Genomic DNA, 14,790 nt, shown 5'->3' on the forward strand with positions numbered 1-14,790 from the left:
GAAAACTAGGAAAAAACAGCTGGCTATAATCCTCATAATTATGACAGAGAGTCCACGTGAAGCTTCAATCTGACCCCCATTCCGGAGCCAATACGATCACCGGTTACGGTGATGGCTACATTGAGATCAATAAGATCCCCTACAGTCACGCCGTTTTATTGAGCTCAGATGGGGAAATACTGGAGTGGGCTGTGAAGTCCTTTGACGAGCTAAGCACAGCAGATTTCGCCAAAATGGCCTCGCTTAAGCCTGAATTGATCATTATTGGGACCGGTAAACGCCAGCGCTTCCCAAAGCCTGAGCTCTTAAAAACCCTGATCGAAGCCAAGCTTGGCTTCGAAGTCATGGATTCCCAAGCTGCTTGTCGCACTTACAACATTCTGGTTGGTGAAGGTCGCCAGGTACTACTCGCCCTGATCGTGGAAGCCGTCTGATGCAGTTTGGTCAAATTCGGCAGTCCAGCGCCCTCAACCCAGCGTCTATTTTGATTCTGGTCCTCATTTATGCCTTGCTGTGGTTTGGCACCCTCAACTATCGCCACCTCATTCCGTCTGACGAAGGGCGTTACGCCGAGATTGCACGTGAGATGCTTGTCACTGGAGACTGGGTTACTCCCCGCTACAACGGCTACAAGTATTTTGAAAAACCTCCCTTACAAATTTGGGCTACCGCCACTGCATTTAATCTTTTTGGCATCGGCGACTGGCAGGCGCGCTTGTGGACTGCACTTACCGGCTTTCTAACAATTGTATTTATTGGGTTTACGGGCGCTCGCGTATATAGCGCAAGGGCAGGCTGGTTAGCTGCAATTGCTTTAGCATCCAGCCCAATGTGGGTCATTGGTGGGCACATCAACTCACTTGATATGGGGTTATCAGCATTTTTAGTTGCTGCACTCTGCAGTCTTTTATTGGCACAAACTGCACGCAACTCGAGTGACACCAGAAAATGGATGTGGGCCTGCTGGGCCTTTATGGCCTTAGCTACCTTATCCAAAGGCGTCATCGGGGTTGCTATCCCCGGTATGGTCTTTGTTGCTTATTCCATTACAGCGTGGGACTGGAAAATCTGGAAACGGCTGCACATTATTAGTGGCACGATTTTGTTTTTAGCAATTACTGCACCTTGGTTTGTTCTAGTGGCGCAACGTAATCCAGAGTTTCTAGAGTTCTTCTTTATTCATGAACACCTGCAACGTTTTACGCAAACAGCACACAGCAGAACGGGCCCGATTTATTTCTTCATCCCACTGCTGCTGCTAGGCTTTTTGCCATGGCTTGCACAAACCCCTGGAGCCCTTGCTCAGGCTTGGCGAGAGCGTAATCGCGAGTTCTCCAGCGGCTGGTTACTCACCTGCTGGTTTGCCGTCATTATGGGATTTTTTAGTATCTCTCAATCTAAATTACCGGGCTACATCATCCCAGTCTTTCCAGCACTGGCAATGCTTGTTGGGCATTGCTTAGATCGCAAATTAGACTCTAGCAATTCACTGGGATTGTCTTGGAAGTTACAAACTCTCTTCTTTGCAATTTTGGGTGGAGTTGGATTTTTCTTTTTGGATCAGGTTGGAAAGCAAGCCCGGCCTGATGAGATCGAATCCTATGCTCAATACACGTATTGGATTATTGCAGCACTCATTGCATTAATTACATTCAGCCTACTGGCGCTCATGCAAAGTAAACGCAATGGCCTGAGCAGCATCATCAGTTTTGCGAGTGGCTTTTTTCTCTGCGCAATCATCGCCGGCACAGGGCACGAAACTCTCGGCCGCGCAGTGTCTGGTATCGACTTAGTGGAAAAAGTGAAAGCCGGCATCCCAGAAAAAGTTAATTTTTACTCCATACGAATCCTGGATCACACGGTGCCTTTTTATTTGGGTAGAACCATGATCATGGTGGAGTCTCCAGATGAGCTTGGATTTGGTGTGAAACAAGAGCCCCATTTGTGGCTCCCCACCTTTGAGGCCTTTATCGAGCGCTGGAAAGAAGATCAGACAGCTTATGCATTAATGGTTCCAGAGCAATATATTGAGTTACAGAAACTCAATGTCCCCATGCAAGAAGTGGGTAGAGATTCTCGGCGCGTCATCGTGAAACACCCAGAATCACCAAGCAACTCGGCACAATAAATACCTAAGGCCACTATGTCAGTCACCCAAAGTACTCTGCCTTTTATTCCGTTTACGCGCCCACACTTCAATCAAGAAACAATTGATGCGGTTGCAGAGGTATTACGCTCTGGTTGGGTAACTTCGGGACCAAAACTAGCAGAGTTTGAGGCTGCCTTAAGTCAATACTTTGGTGGTCGCCCAGTGCGTTGTTTTGCCAACGGCACAGCGACTATGAAAATCGCATTGCAAGTTGCGGGCATTGGCCCTGGTGATGAAGTCATTACTACTCCAATCTCGTGGGTTGCCACTTCCAATGTCATTTTGAGCGTAGGTGCTACGCCTGTGTTTGTGGATATTGATCCTGTCACTCGCAATATTGATTTAAGCAAGCTGAGTGCAGCAGTTACATCGAAGACGCGCGCCATCATGCCGGTTTACTTGGCTGGGCTACCCGTCAATATGGATCAACTCTATGAGCTTGCGAAGCAATACAAGCTACGCGTGATTGAAGATGCAGCGCAAGCATTTGGCTCGCAGTGGAATGGGCAAAAGATCGGTAGCATCGGTGATCTTGTGAGCTTTAGTTTTCAAGCCAATAAAAATTTATCTACCGTTGAAGGCGGCTGTCTAGTTCTCAACAATGCTGACGAAGCAAAGCTTGCAGAGAAGCTTCGTCTGCAAGGTCTCACACGCCAAGGCATGGATGGGATGGACGTAGATGTACTTGGCGGTAAGGACAATTTGACAGATGTGAACGCCGTGATTGGATTACATCAACTCAAACAGTTACCAGAGTTTCAGGCACGCAGGACTGCCTTAGCTAGACAGTACTTTGATGTCATTCGTAGTGAAGTGCAATCTGCTGGTTTAGGTATTTTGAATTTAGAACTGCCAGTTGAAAACTTCACCGACAGTAATTGGCACATGTTCCAAGTCGTACTCCCTCTTGAGCAACTGAATGTGGATCGCGCGCAAGTAATGACTGAACTGAAAGATCTGGGTATTGGCACTGGAGTGCATTACCCGGCAATTACTGGCTTCACGCTGTATCAAAAGCTGGGTTACCAAGTTTCAGCCACTCCGGTAGCGGAGCGTATTGGTCGCTCTATCTTGACCCTCCCCCTTTTCCCGGGCATGGCAGATGCAGATATTGGCCGCATAGCTAGCGCTTTTGTTGGAATTCTGAAGAAACACTACAAAAACTAGAGTCGAGAGCAGAATCAGGCAAAATTGCAGCATGACTGCAAATTTAGCTACCCAAGCCTGCAATCCAACACTCAGCATTGTTATCCCCGTTTATAACGAGGAAGACGGCCTTCAAGCCCTCTTTGATCGCCTATATCCTGCGCTAGATGTTATGGCCAGCAAGCGCAACATTGCCTATGAAGTGGTGTTTGTGAATGATGGCAGCAAAGATCGCTCTGCCGGCATCTTGGCCAAGCAAGTTGAATTGCGTCCTGATGTCACTCGTGCAGTCTTGTTTCACAGCAACTTTGGTCAGCACATGGCCATCATGGCTGGCTTTGAATATTCCCGCGGGGAACACATCATTACCCTCGACGCTGATTTACAGAATCCCCCCGAAGAAATTGACGCCTTGGTAAATGAATTACTGAAAGGTCATGACTACGTTGGCACTATTCGCGCGGATCGTCGTGACAGCTTCTTCAGAAAATTTGCCTCCCGCGCCATGAATCATTTGCGCGAGAAAATTACTCGTATCACCATGACTGATCAAGGCTGTATGCTACGTGGCTACAGCCGTCGCATCGTCGACCTGGTGCGTCAGTGCGATGAAAGCAACACCTTTATTCCAGCGCTGGCTTACACCTTCGCATCCAATCCCACTGAGATCAGTGTCAAGCATGAAGAACGCTTTGCTGGTGAATCGAAATACAGTCTCTATCAACTCATACGCTTGAACTTTGATTTGGTGACCGGCTTCTCCGTAATGCCTTTGCAGATTTTCTCGATCTTGGGAATGTTGCTGGCAATGGCTGCAGGCAGCCTTTTTATATACCTCTTAGTTCGCCGCTTCGTTTTAGGTGCCGAGGTTGAAGGGGTTTTCACACTCTTCGCCCTCACCTTCTTCTTAATTGGCGTAATGCTATTTGGCCTTGGCTTACTCGGTGAATACATTGGTCGCATCTACCAACAGGTTCGTGAGCGTCCACGCTATGTTGTGCAAACTGTTTTAGAGAAAAAATAATTGCACGCAGTCGTCTTTGCTTATCACGATGTTGGCGTGAATTGCCTGAAGGCATTACTGGGCGCAGGCATTCAAATAGATCTAGTGGTTACCCATCAAGATGATCCAAATGAGAATGTCTGGTTTGGGAGCGTTGCTAAACTTTGTGAGGATAAAAAAATTCCTTACATCACACCAGATGCAAATCAGTTAATCGATCTCGTGCCGCAGATTCAGAAACTGGTACCCGATTACCTTTTTTCTTTTTACTACCGCCACATGATTCCAGCGGAACTCTTGGCCTGCGCCAAGATTGGTGCCTTGAATATGCACGGCTCATTGCTGCCAAAGTTCCGTGGGCGAGCGCCAGTCAATTGGGCCATTCTTCATGGAGAAACTGAAACTGGCGCCACATTGCACATCATGGAAGCCAAGCCAGATGCGGGAGATATTGTGGGACAGTCAGCCATCTCGATTGGCCCCAATGAAACTGCTACGGAAGTGTTTGGCAAAGTCAGTCAAGCAGCGGTTAAGGTAATAAATCAGGTATTACCTGAGCTAGTTCAGGGTCACATCCCCAGAAAGCCCAATAATCTGGCTCAGGGTAGCTATTTTGGCGGTCGTAAGCCTGCAGATGGGCAAATTCTTTGGCAACAGACGGCCCAGCAGGTACATAACCTTGTGAGAGCTGTTGCACCCCCTTATCCCGGGGCTTTTACCGACTGGCAAGGTCAACGCAGGATCGTGGCTCGTACCAGCCTAGAGGGGCCGTTTCCAGAGGAGCTAGATCTTCAGGTTCCCGGCATCCAAGTGGTTGATAATCAGGTATTCGGCGTTTGCGGTGACCAAAAAGTAGTAGCGATACTGGAATGGTTCCCAGCAAATAGCTAACAAATTAAAAGTAGCACCCTTTAGATTAAAAACGAGGCAGTAAAGATGAAAAAAGTACTCATTCTTGGCGTAAATGGCTTTATCGGTCACCACTTATCAAAGCGCATCCTAGAGACAACCGATTGGGATGTCTATGGCATGGATATGCAAAATGATCGCCTTGGTGATTTGGTAAACCATCCCCGCATGCATTTCTTTGAGGGTGATATCACCATCAATAAAGAGTGGGTTGAATATCACATCCGCAAATGCGACGTCATTCTGCCTTTGGTAGCAATCGCGACCCCAGCAACTTACGTTCAGCAGCCGCTCAAAGTATTTGAGCTCGACTTCGAAGCCAATTTACCTATCGTGCGCTCAGCCGTTAAATACAAAAAGCATTTGGTGTTTCCATCTACCTCCGAAGTCTATGGCATGTGTGAAGATGGCGAATTTGACCCCGCCAAATCCAATATGGTTTACGGTCCGATCAATAAACCACGCTGGATCTATGCTTGTTCTAAGCAATTGATGGACCGCGTAATTTGGGGTTACGGCATGGAAGGTTTGCGCTTTACCCTCTTCCGCCCATTTAACTGGATTGGCCCTGGTCTAGATAGCATCTACACACCAAAAGAAGGCTCTTCACGTGTAGTAACTCAGTTCCTAGGTCACATCGTTCGTGGCGAACCAATCAATGTTGTTGATGGTGGCGCCCAGAAACGCGCCTTTACTTACGTTGATGATGGTATCGACGCCTTAATGCGCATCATCGATAACAAAGATGGTGTTGCGAACGGCAAGATCTATAACATTGGTAACCCAAAGAACAATCACTCTATTCGTGAACTCGCGAATCAAATGTTGGAAATTGCTCGCAGCATTCCAGAGTACGCAAAGACAGCGAATGAAGTGAAGATTGTAGAAACGACTTCTGGTGCTTACTACGGCGAAGGCTATCAAGACGTTCAGAATCGCGTTCCTGCAATTGACAACACGATGAGTGAATTGGGCTGGAAGCCAACCACCAATATGAACGATGCGCTGAAGAATATTTTTGAAGCCTATCGTGAAGATGTGGAAAAAGCACGCCACCTGGTTGATAACGAATAAGCACCGAGGTTCATGGCTAAGATTGCACTCAAGGTAGATGTTGATACCTTACGCGGTACCAAAGAAGGCGTCCCTAATCTAGCGCGTACACTTGAGCGCTTTGGCCTTAAAGCCACCTTCTTATTCAGCTTAGGGCCAGACCATACTGGCTGGGCACTTAAGCGCGTCTTTAGGCCAGGCTTTCTCAAGAAAGTGAGCCGCACTTCCGTTGTGGAGCACTACGGTATTAAGACTCTGCTTTACGGCGTTCTTCTTCCCGGACCAGATATTGGCAAACAAGCGGCAACTGAAATGCGTGCGATTGATGCTGCTGGCCATGAAACCGGAATTCATACTTGGGATCATGTGGCTTGGCAAGATGCCGTGCGCAATCGTGACCCTGAGTGGACTAAAGCGCAGATGCAAAAAAGCTGGGATCGTTTTGTGGAAATCTTTGGCCACCCACCAGTTACTTATGGCGCAGCTGGCTGGCAAATGAATGAGGCTGCTTTTGAGCAGCTTGATCAATGGGGCATCAAATATTCTTCCGATGGCAGAGCTGAACCTAACTTGATGCCCTATCGTTTTGTACTGCCCTCTGGCAAAGCAAAACATGTCCAGTACCCCACTACACTCCCGACTTTTGATGAGTTGATTGGTATTGATGATGCTGATGAGTTTGGTGCCGTGAAGAAGCTCCTGGAAATCACCCAAAGCAATCCAAATGATCAAGTTTTTACACTGCATGCCGAGCTTGAAGGTCAAAAGCTCCTACCCGCCTTTGAGCAACTCTTGGCTGGCTGGCTGAATCAAGGGCATGACCTGGTTACCATGGGTGAGCTTCATCAATCTTGGGAAGCCACCAAGCAACTCGATAAAATAGCCGTACAGCCCGTCACCTGGGGAGAGATTCCCAACCGAAGTGGCGAACTCATTTTGCAAGCCGTATAAGTAGTACAAAAGTTAATTAAGAGAGTCTCATCATGACAGTAGAAATCGGTAAACCAATGCCCCAATGCGCAATCCCAGCAACATCAGGATTGACCTTCACACCAGATTCAGCCAAAGGTAAAAAACTGGTTGTCTACTTTTATCCAAAAGACATGACTCCTGGTTGCACTGCGGAGTCTGGTGAATTCCGTGACAACATTGATGCCTTTACTAAAGCCAATACTTTGGTTGTTGGCGTATCTCGGGATAGCCTCAAATCTCATGACAACTTCCGCAGCAAGCTTGAGTTGCCATTTGAGCTTGTTGCTGACACCGAAGAAATCCTATGCCAAATTTTTGGCGTAATGAAGATGAAGAATATGTACGGTAAACAGGTTCGTGGTGTTGAGCGCAGTACCTTCCTTTTTGACTCTTCGGGCAAGCTCGTTAAAGAGTGGCGCGGCCTTAAGGTTCCCGGTCATGTGACAGAGGTATTACAAGCCGCCCAAGCTACTCAATAATTTTTTTAAATTAATTTAATCCGGGGTACTTGCAAAGCCCCAAATTTGGGGTAAAGTTGTTCATATGCACCGTAAACGACGGGAAAGTCTAACAGTCCGTTTGACTCATCAGCCTGAATACTTCATAACAGGCTCGGTAAACAACCCCCGCCGTTTTACAGATCGTTTTGCACCCAGTTTCGTTATAAACCGTCAATGCAATCCGCTTGACGGTTTTTTCTTTTAGGAGAGTCTGCATGCCATTGCCCCCAATCCCAACTCAAATTGCTGGCCAAGTAAAAATTAGTAGCAAAGACACTCCAAATTTAAAGAAACGTCCTGCCCCAGCAAAAACCGTTGCGATGGAAAGTCATGCTCCAGATTGGGCGATAGATACAGAGGAAGATCTTTCTGCTGCCGAAGTAGCGCTCGAGAAAATCAAAAGTGATCGCAGTCCAATTGCGCCACGTAATGACCGTAGCGATAAGAGGGCAGCAATCGTCCCAGAAAAACCAAAGCGCATTATTCGCACTGGTCCGCCAAGCCTCTTTGTACTCGATACCAATGTATTGATGCATGACCCTAGCTCTCTGTTCCGCTTTTCTGAACATGACCTCTTCTTGCCAATGACCACCTTGGAGGAATTGGATAATCACAAGAAAGGGATGACAGAAGTTGCTCGTAATGCTCGTACCGTCAGCCGCTCTCTTGATCAACTGGTCGCCGGAACTAGCGGCACCCTAGATGAAGGCATTCCGCTCAATAAGCTTGGCAATCAGGATGTCTCGGGCCGTCTCTTTTTCCAGACCAAACTTACCACCCAGGCATTGCCAGAGGGTCTGCCTGAGGGTAAGGGTGACAATCTGATCCTCGCTGTTGTGAGCGAGCTCCAAAAGACACGTAAAGGCCAAGAAGTTGTTCTGGTATCCAAAGATATCAATATGCGTATTAAGGCTCGTGCCTTAGGTCTGCCTGCTGAAGACTATTTCAATGACCAGGTGCTGGAAGACCGAGACTTAATGTATTCCGGAGTCATGGCATTACCAGCAGACTTTTGGCCAAAGCATGGCAAAGATATGGAAAGCTGGGCTGACGGCAAATCCGGCACGATGTTTTATAGAGTCACCGGCCCTTCAGTGCCAAGCATGTTAGTCAATGAGTTTGTCTATCAAGAAAATCCAGACGGATCTACACCTTTTTATGCGCAAGTAAAAGAGATTAATGGCAAGACCGCCCTGCTGCAGACTTTGAGAGATTTTTCACATCAAAAGAACAATGTGTGGAGTGTGACTGCGCGCAATCGCGAACAAAACTTTGCAATGAACTTGCTGATGAACCCTGATGTGGATTTCATTACCTTGTTAGGTCAAGCCGGTACTGGTAAAACCCTTCTAGCCTTAGCCGCTGGCCTGGAGCAGGTCCTAGATAGCAAGCGCTATAACGAAATCATCATTACTCGCGCTACCGTTCCCGTTGGTGAAGATATTGGTTTCTTGCCCGGTACCGAAGAAGAAAAGATGCAGCCGTGGATGGGTGCATTTGACGACAACCTGGAGGTGCTGCAACGCAATGAAGATGGTGCTGGCGAATGGGGTCGCGCTGCTACGCAAGAATTGATTCGCTCACGCATCAAAGTAAAGAGCATGAACTTCATGCGCGGCAGAACCTTTGTGAGCAAATTTGTGATTATTGACGAAGCGCAAAACTTAACTCCTAAACAAATGAAGACTTTGGTCACTCGTGCAGGCCCAGGAACAAAGATTATCTGTTTAGGCAATATTGCACAGATCGACACACCCTATTTAACTGAAGGATCTTCAGGCCTAACCTATGTAGTGGATCGCTTTAAGGGCTGGCGTCATGGTGGTCATGTGACTCTGGCTCGTGGCGAGCGCTCACGTCTTGCGGATCATGCTGCTGACGCACTCTAAGCGCCCTCCCTCATGCCGCACTCTGATAGGGTGCGGCATTTTTATTTGTGCCCTGCTCTCGCTCTCAGGATGCAGTAGCTTTGGCTCAAAAAATAATGCAGCTAAAGTTTCTCAGTTCAAACAAGATACCAGTGTAGGCACAGAGGACATCTCTATTGCGGCTGTAGGTTTAGTTGGAGTGCCCTATCGCTATGGCGGCAACAATCCCAAGGGTGGATTTGATTGCAGTGGGCTAATTGCCTACGTCTACCAGAAGTCGGCCAATATCAAACTCCCAAGAACCATTCAAGAGATGAGCAACCGCGGCCAAAGCGTAGATAACGGACCACCTGCGCCGGGAGACCTTGTCTTTTTTAATACTACCGGCGCGAAGTATTCACACGCGGGCATCTATGTGGGTCAAGGTAGGTTTGTCCATGCCCCAAGCGCTGGTGGAACAGTGCGCTTAGAGTACATCACCACCCCATATTGGGCGGCAAGGTTTACTGAAGCAAGAAGATTGACGCCTTAGCTATTAGCCTTTCAGTTGATAGCATTTACACCGTATTCCCAAAATATCCAATATTGTTTACATTTGCATGTAGAACAATTGGTTCTTTAGATTACTCATTTGGGAGTGGCTCGCATGAAGAAAATTATCATCGCCTTAAGCATTGCATTCAGTTTTGTAATTCCATCTGTTGCTTTTGCAGATCAAGCAGCCTGTGAAGCCAAAGCAGTTAGCAAAGAAGGTAAGCCACTGTATGGTGCCGCTAAAGACGCGTCTATCAAGAAATGTATGGGTGATGCCAAGCCCAACGATTGCGAAGCTAAGGCAGTAAGTAAGGACGGTAAGCCACTGTATGGTGCCGCTAAAGCTGCATCGATTAAGAAGTGTGAAGGCGGAAAGTAAATATCTTTTACATCAAGTAAAAAGCCTCGCAGTGCGAGGCTTTTTTTTCAACTGTTTTTTAGTTGTGAGTTAGAAAGGCTCGTAGCCACCAGACGAATAGCCAACTGACCCCATCGCTAAGTTATCAAACTTGGTATACGGACCCTGCCAGCTCAAACGTACAGTACCAATTGGTCCGTTACGCTGTTTGCCAATAATAATCTCTGCCATACCTTTATCTTGCGTTGTATCTGGGTGATATACCTCATCACGATAGATGAACATAATTAAGTCGGCATCTTGCTCAATTGCACCTGACTCACGCAAATCAGACATGATTGGGCGCTTATTAGGGCGCTGCTCTAGACCACGATTTAGCTGTGACAAGGCTACAACTGGGCACTGCAATTCTTTTGCAAGCGATTTAAGGGAGCGTGAGATTTCAGAAATCTCCGTTGCTCGGTTCTCAGAACCCGAACCGCTCATTAACTGCAGGTAATCAATCACAACGAGACCAAGTGTTCCGCCAAAGTTACGAGCAATACGACGCGCACGTGCACGTAACTCTAGGCTAGATAGAGCGCCAGTCTCATCAATCAAAATTTGGGTATTACTTAAACGGGCAATGGCATCAGTAACGCGTGGCCACTCATCATCTTGCAACTTTCCGGTACGCATACGACCTTGGTCAACGCGCCCTACTGAACCCAGCAAACGGGCTGCCAATTGCTCGCCTGACATCTCCATTGAGAAAACAACAACTGGTAATCCTTCGGCTAGGGCAACGTTCTCGGCAATGTTTAATGCGAACGCCGTTTTTCCCATCGACGGTCTTCCAGCAACAATTACCAAATCGCCCTTTTGCAGACCGCTTGTTTGTTTATCTAGATCAATGAATCCAGTTGCAATACCGGTGATGTCGCTACCACCCTGGCGGTTGTAAAGCTCATCGATACGAGCAACAACGGTTTTAAGCAAGGGCTCGATCTCGAGGTAGTCGGCTTTGCGACTACCCTCTTCACCAATTTGTAGAATGCGTGATTCCGCTTCATCCAACAGTGTTCTGACTGAACGACCCTCTGGGACAAATGCAGAGTTCACGATATTGTCAGAAACTTCAATTAGGCGACGCAGAATGCTGCGATCGCGAACAATGTCGGCATAACCTTTGATGTTCGCTGCACTTGGCGTGCTTTGCGCTAATGAATTGAGGTAGTCAATCCCAACTAAATCACCACCCTGCTCAGACTTAACAGCCTCATGAACAGTAATGACGTCAGCAGGATGATTGTCGCCAACTAAACGCTGAATGACCTTATAGATCAGAGCATGTTCAGGACGATAGAAATCTTTATCAGTTAACACGCCACCTAGACGATCCCAGGCTGTGTTATCGATCAGTAGACCGCCGAGCAAAGATTGCTCGGCTTCTACAGAATGCGGTGGTACTTTTAAAGCCTGCAAGGCTGCATCCCCAGAACCCATCATGCCAGGATTTGACATAAGGGAGCGTGAGCGGGATTCAGCCATGAGGCTAGCTTACAGATCTAAAACTTACGCTTGCTCGCCAACTACACGGATAGTGATGTCAGCCACTACATCGGTATGAACAGCTACCGCTACAGGGTGATCACCAACCATCTTCAACGGACCAGTAGGCATACGAACAGAAGCTTTTTCGATTACAAAGCCTTTTGCTTTCAAAGCATCAGCGATGTCATGGTTGGTTACAGAACCAAACAAACGACCGTCAACACCTGCTTTTTGACCGATTTCAAGAACCAAGTCTTTGAGCTTTGCGCCAACTGCTTCGGCAGCAGCTAATTTCTCAGCAGCCAACTTCTCTAGCTCAGCACGACGTACTGCGAAGTCAGCGATTGCTGTTTCGGTTGCACGACGAGCTTTACGTTGTGGGATTAGGAAATTACGAGCGTAACCGTCTTTAACACGAACGATGTCACCGAGGTTGCCCAGGTTAATTACTTTTTCTAAAAGAATGATTTGCATTGAGGGCTCCCAATTATTTCTTGTGTTGATCAGAGAATGGCAACAAAGCCAAATAACGAGCACGCTTGATAGCAGTGTCTAACTGACGCTGATACTTCGCTTTTGTGCCTGTCAAACGTGCAGGAGTAATCTTGGCGTTCTCGCCAATGAAGTCCTTCAATGTGTCTACATCTTTGTAGTCAATCTGCTCTACGCCAGCAACAGTGAAACGGCAATAACGCTTACGCTTGAACAATGGGTTCTGAGCTGGTTTCTTTTTGAAATCGGGTTTCTTTCCAAACGCCATGATGATTTCCTCTTTAATTTTTCAATTGAATATGGGTGATATGGAAAACCAGTCTTTGATTACGTAGAGTCTTGGGTGCCAAGAATCCTTCAAACACTGCCTCGGCTCCTAAATCCATTTGCTCTAAGCCCTTTTGTATCGGACCTATTGCTATGGCTTCAACACTCATCTGAATTTTCCTAGCCACTCCTACCTCGTTTACCTCGCCACTATGTTCTAGCTGGCAATGCATCACCGGTATTCCTGCTGGTGTAAATCGAATCGCGTCTTTAGCTACCAAGAATGCAGTTAGGGTGAAATGATTCAACGCCGCTCCGTCACTCTGATACGTTTTCTAGTCTGTGTATTCCTCTTCAAATTTCTAACTTAAGCCGCCGCTACAGGAGCGTCGGATTGAGCTGATTTGCGCGCTTCTTCACGTTGCACTTCTTTCATCATGATGGAAGGCTCTGTTTCAGCTTTCTTAGTCTTGATAATGAGGTGACGCAAAACAGCATCGTTAAATTTGAATGCGTGCTCGAGCTCGTCCAGAGTTTTCTGGTCGCACTCAATGTTCATGCAAACGTAATGGGCTTTAGCAAGTTTGTCGATCATGTAAGCCATCTGACGACGACCCCAATCTTCCATACGATGAATTTTGCCGCCAGCAGCAGCTAATGTCGCTTTGTAGCGATCGATCATCGCAGGCACTTGCTCGCTTTGGTCCGGGTGGACGATAAAGACGATTTCATAATGACGCATCTAACACTCCTTAAGGATAAAGTCACCTGGGCGTCTTGCTAACTTCCGATGGTTTTAAAGTTAGCGCCAGTGTGACAAGGTAGTAACAAATTGTAGGTAAAACTAACTACACAAATTTACAGCTTTTAAGTCCTTACCGAATTTCAGGTAAGTCCGCTATTCTAGCAAAAAAATCCTGCCAAGTCAGGGGTTTACCGGCTTTATTTGCCTGCTTTGCGGCATTTAAGGCCAATTGGAGTGCAATTCTGGCTCTAGGAGCAGTCAATGCCCCTGAAGCACAACATCCAGCCGGATCCACCTCGGGAATATTTCTCAAGGTAGCGCCAGCGCCGGTTCTGGTGGTTCTCACCAAGGCAATGCCTTGAGTCATGGCCTGATGTAAAGGCTGTGCCCAATCATCATGAAAGCCGCCATGCCCTGTTCCTGCCACTAAAAAGCCCTGAACGGGGGTTTTGAGCCAATGGGCAATAGTTTCGGGGCGGGCACCTGCATGACTAGTCAAAATCTCAACCCAAGGCCAATCACCTGCCCCAGGAATCGGTAAATCTTCATTCCAAGCTGCCTGAACGGCCTTCACGCCAGATAACCAAGATGGATTAATGAGGCCCACCGAACTGGTTGGAGCGTCTTGTAACGGTGCATTGAGGGCTGTGGCGTGGCGCTTGGCTAGATCGAGCGCCATACATCCGCGCCCGTCCATCACCGCATAAATGCCACCAGGGCAGTTATCAATCGATGTGGAAGCCCAGCGCAAAGCATCAAGCAAATTAGAAGGGCCATCCGCACCAGGCGCGTTACTTGGCAGCATCGCCCCTGTCAGAATGACCCTCTTAGACTGAGTCTGAGCTAACTTTCCGCAAGTTACTTGCAAAAATAAGCCCGTCTCTTCAATCGTATCGGTACCGTGGGTAATCACAATTCCCTTTACAGCAGCCTCTAATAGAGCCTTTCTTACAGTAAGCCCAAGATCAGTAAGGTGAGCATCGGTCAAATTGCGACTATTAATATTCTCCAACTGCCGTGAAACCAGCTTGACCCCCTCAGGAACCACTGACTGAACCTGCGCCACTAAGGCATCCACCCCGACCTTGCCAGCTTCATATTGAAGGGGGTTTTCTTCGGGTTTGGGCGCAAGGCCTGCAATAGTCCCACCCATACCCAAGATGAGGAGATGGGCCGTGCTTTCAGAAATGCTGGAGTTTGTGCTCATTTCTTTATTATCCGCTTCCAAATGACTTGAATATTCAAATAGTGCTGTATACAA

At 47.5% G+C, this 14,790-nt stretch carries 17 protein-coding genes; 11 read left to right on the top strand and 6 right to left on the bottom strand.

The features are described 5' to 3' along the window. Window positions 1–56 precede the first annotated feature (56 nt). From AOC19_RS06585 to AOC19_RS06635, 11 genes are all read left to right on the top strand, one after another. Entirely contained in the window at window positions 57–434 is a 378-nt protein-coding gene (locus AOC19_RS06585; protein WP_215375066.1) for an Mth938-like domain-containing protein, read from the top strand. Continuing rightward, the gene (locus AOC19_RS06590) at window positions 434–2,128 is read left to right on the top strand and encodes a glycosyltransferase family 39 protein (RefSeq protein WP_215375069.1); all 1,695 of its coding nucleotides are present in this window, start codon (window positions 434–436) and stop codon (window positions 2,126–2,128) included. Before AOC19_RS06585 ends, AOC19_RS06590 begins: the two co-directional genes overlap by 1 nt. 15 nt (window positions 2,129–2,143) lie before the next feature. Next, window positions 2,144–3,316 (top strand): DegT/DnrJ/EryC1/StrS family aminotransferase, encoded by a 1,173-nt coding sequence (locus AOC19_RS06595; protein ID WP_215375071.1) that lies wholly within the window; start codon window positions 2,144–2,146, stop codon window positions 3,314–3,316. A gap of 31 nt (window positions 3,317–3,347) precedes the next feature. Then, window positions 3,348–4,319, top strand: coding sequence for a glycosyltransferase (locus AOC19_RS06600; protein ID WP_215375073.1), 972 nt, complete (start codon window positions 3,348–3,350; stop codon window positions 4,317–4,319). Then, on the top strand, window positions 4,320–5,189 hold the full coding sequence (locus tag AOC19_RS06605) for a formyltransferase (protein WP_215375076.1): 870 nt from the start codon (window positions 4,320–4,322) through the stop codon (window positions 5,187–5,189). It abuts the gene before it with no gap. A 45-nt stretch (window positions 5,190–5,234) separates the two neighbouring features. Then, complete coding sequence (locus AOC19_RS06610) at window positions 5,235–6,281, top strand: bifunctional UDP-4-keto-pentose/UDP-xylose synthase (protein ID WP_215375078.1); 1,047 nt, start codon at window positions 5,235–5,237, stop codon at window positions 6,279–6,281. Window positions 6,282–6,293: 12 nt separating this feature from the next. Beyond that, window positions 6,294–7,211 (top strand): polysaccharide deacetylase family protein, encoded by a 918-nt coding sequence (locus AOC19_RS06615; protein WP_215375081.1) that lies wholly within the window; start codon window positions 6,294–6,296, stop codon window positions 7,209–7,211. 32 nt (window positions 7,212–7,243) lie between these two features. Further along, window positions 7,244–7,711 (top strand): peroxiredoxin, encoded by a 468-nt coding sequence (locus AOC19_RS06620; protein WP_215375083.1) that lies wholly within the window; start codon window positions 7,244–7,246, stop codon window positions 7,709–7,711. 236 nt (window positions 7,712–7,947) lie between these two features. Further along, complete coding sequence (locus AOC19_RS06625; protein WP_215375086.1) at window positions 7,948–9,621, top strand: PhoH family protein; 1,674 nt, start codon at window positions 7,948–7,950, stop codon at window positions 9,619–9,621. Then, a complete protein-coding gene (locus AOC19_RS06630; protein ID WP_215375088.1) occupies window positions 9,602–10,132 on the top strand; it encodes a C40 family peptidase in 531 nt (176 codons plus the stop codon). Before AOC19_RS06625 ends, AOC19_RS06630 begins: the two co-directional genes overlap by 20 nt. A 114-nt stretch (window positions 10,133–10,246) precedes the next feature. Further along, entirely contained in the window at window positions 10,247–10,513 is a 267-nt protein-coding gene (locus AOC19_RS06635; RefSeq protein ID WP_215375090.1) for a hypothetical protein, read from the top strand. Window positions 10,514–10,582: 69 nt separating this feature from the next. Here AOC19_RS06635 and dnaB read toward each other — a convergent pair whose 3' ends face one another. From dnaB to AOC19_RS06665, 6 genes are all read right to left on the bottom strand, one after another. Continuing rightward, complete coding sequence (gene dnaB / locus AOC19_RS06640; RefSeq protein ID WP_435367667.1) at window positions 10,583–12,022, bottom strand: replicative DNA helicase; 1,440 nt, start codon at window positions 12,020–12,022, stop codon at window positions 10,583–10,585. 24 nt (window positions 12,023–12,046) lie between these two features. Then, a complete protein-coding gene (gene rplI / locus AOC19_RS06645; RefSeq protein ID WP_015421571.1) occupies window positions 12,047–12,499 on the bottom strand; it encodes a 50S ribosomal protein L9 in 453 nt (150 codons plus the stop codon). Between the two features lie 13 nt (window positions 12,500–12,512). Further along, entirely contained in the window at window positions 12,513–12,785 is a 273-nt protein-coding gene (gene rpsR / locus AOC19_RS06650) for a 30S ribosomal protein S18 (protein ID WP_011902267.1), read from the bottom strand. A 13-nt stretch (window positions 12,786–12,798) separates the two neighbouring features. Continuing rightward, window positions 12,799–13,092: a primosomal replication protein N gene (priB, locus tag AOC19_RS06655; RefSeq protein ID WP_215375093.1), complete on the bottom strand. Its 294-nt coding sequence runs from the start codon at window positions 13,090–13,092 to the stop codon at window positions 12,799–12,801. Window positions 13,093–13,151: 59 nt separating this feature from the next. Beyond that, window positions 13,152–13,526, bottom strand: coding sequence for a 30S ribosomal protein S6 (gene rpsF, locus AOC19_RS06660; protein ID WP_015421573.1), 375 nt, complete (start codon window positions 13,524–13,526; stop codon window positions 13,152–13,154). Between the two features lie 133 nt (window positions 13,527–13,659). Continuing rightward, window positions 13,660–14,736, bottom strand: coding sequence for an asparaginase domain-containing protein (locus AOC19_RS06665; RefSeq protein ID WP_215375096.1), 1,077 nt, complete (start codon window positions 14,734–14,736; stop codon window positions 13,660–13,662). Window positions 14,737–14,790 lie beyond the last annotated feature (54 nt).

It is taken from the genome of Polynucleobacter asymbioticus (genome assembly GCF_018687575.1).
Lineage (GTDB): Bacteria > Pseudomonadota > Gammaproteobacteria > Burkholderiales > Burkholderiaceae > Polynucleobacter > Polynucleobacter asymbioticus_C.

Bases quoted from the DNA above. Each gene is read 5' to 3' on its own strand.
- AOC19_RS06590 (WP_215375069.1), top strand. From the start codon at position 434: ATGCAGTTTGGTCAAATTCGGCAGTCCAGCGCCCTCAACCCAGCGTCT.
- AOC19_RS06595 (WP_215375071.1), top strand. From the start codon at position 2,144: ATGTCAGTCACCCAAAGTACTCTGCCTTTTATTCCGTTTACGCGCCCA.
- AOC19_RS06600 (WP_215375073.1), top strand. From the start codon at position 3,348: ATGACTGCAAATTTAGCTACCCAAGCCTGCAATCCAACACTCAGCATT.
- AOC19_RS06610 (WP_215375078.1), top strand. From the start codon at position 5,235: ATGAAAAAAGTACTCATTCTTGGCGTAAATGGCTTTATCGGTCACCAC.
- AOC19_RS06615 (WP_215375081.1), top strand. From the start codon at position 6,294: ATGGCTAAGATTGCACTCAAGGTAGATGTTGATACCTTACGCGGTACC.
- AOC19_RS06620 (WP_215375083.1), top strand. From the start codon at position 7,244: ATGACAGTAGAAATCGGTAAACCAATGCCCCAATGCGCAATCCCAGCA.
- AOC19_RS06625 (WP_215375086.1), top strand. From the start codon at position 7,948: ATGCCATTGCCCCCAATCCCAACTCAAATTGCTGGCCAAGTAAAAATT.
- AOC19_RS06630 (WP_215375088.1), top strand. From the start codon at position 9,602: ATGCTGCTGACGCACTCTAAGCGCCCTCCCTCATGCCGCACTCTGATA.
- AOC19_RS06635 (WP_215375090.1), top strand. From the start codon at position 10,247: ATGAAGAAAATTATCATCGCCTTAAGCATTGCATTCAGTTTTGTAATT.
- dnaB (WP_435367667.1), bottom strand. From the start codon at position 12,022: ATGGCTGAATCCCGCTCACGCTCCCTTATGTCAAATCCTGGCATGATG.
- rplI (WP_015421571.1), bottom strand. From the start codon at position 12,499: ATGCAAATCATTCTTTTAGAAAAAGTAATTAACCTGGGCAACCTCGGT.
- rpsR (WP_011902267.1), bottom strand. From the start codon at position 12,785: ATGGCGTTTGGAAAGAAACCCGATTTCAAAAAGAAACCAGCTCAGAAC.
- rpsF (WP_015421573.1), bottom strand. From the start codon at position 13,526: ATGCGTCATTATGAAATCGTCTTTATCGTCCACCCGGACCAAAGCGAG.
- AOC19_RS06665 (WP_215375096.1), bottom strand. From the start codon at position 14,736: ATGAGCACAAACTCCAGCATTTCTGAAAGCACGGCCCATCTCCTCATC.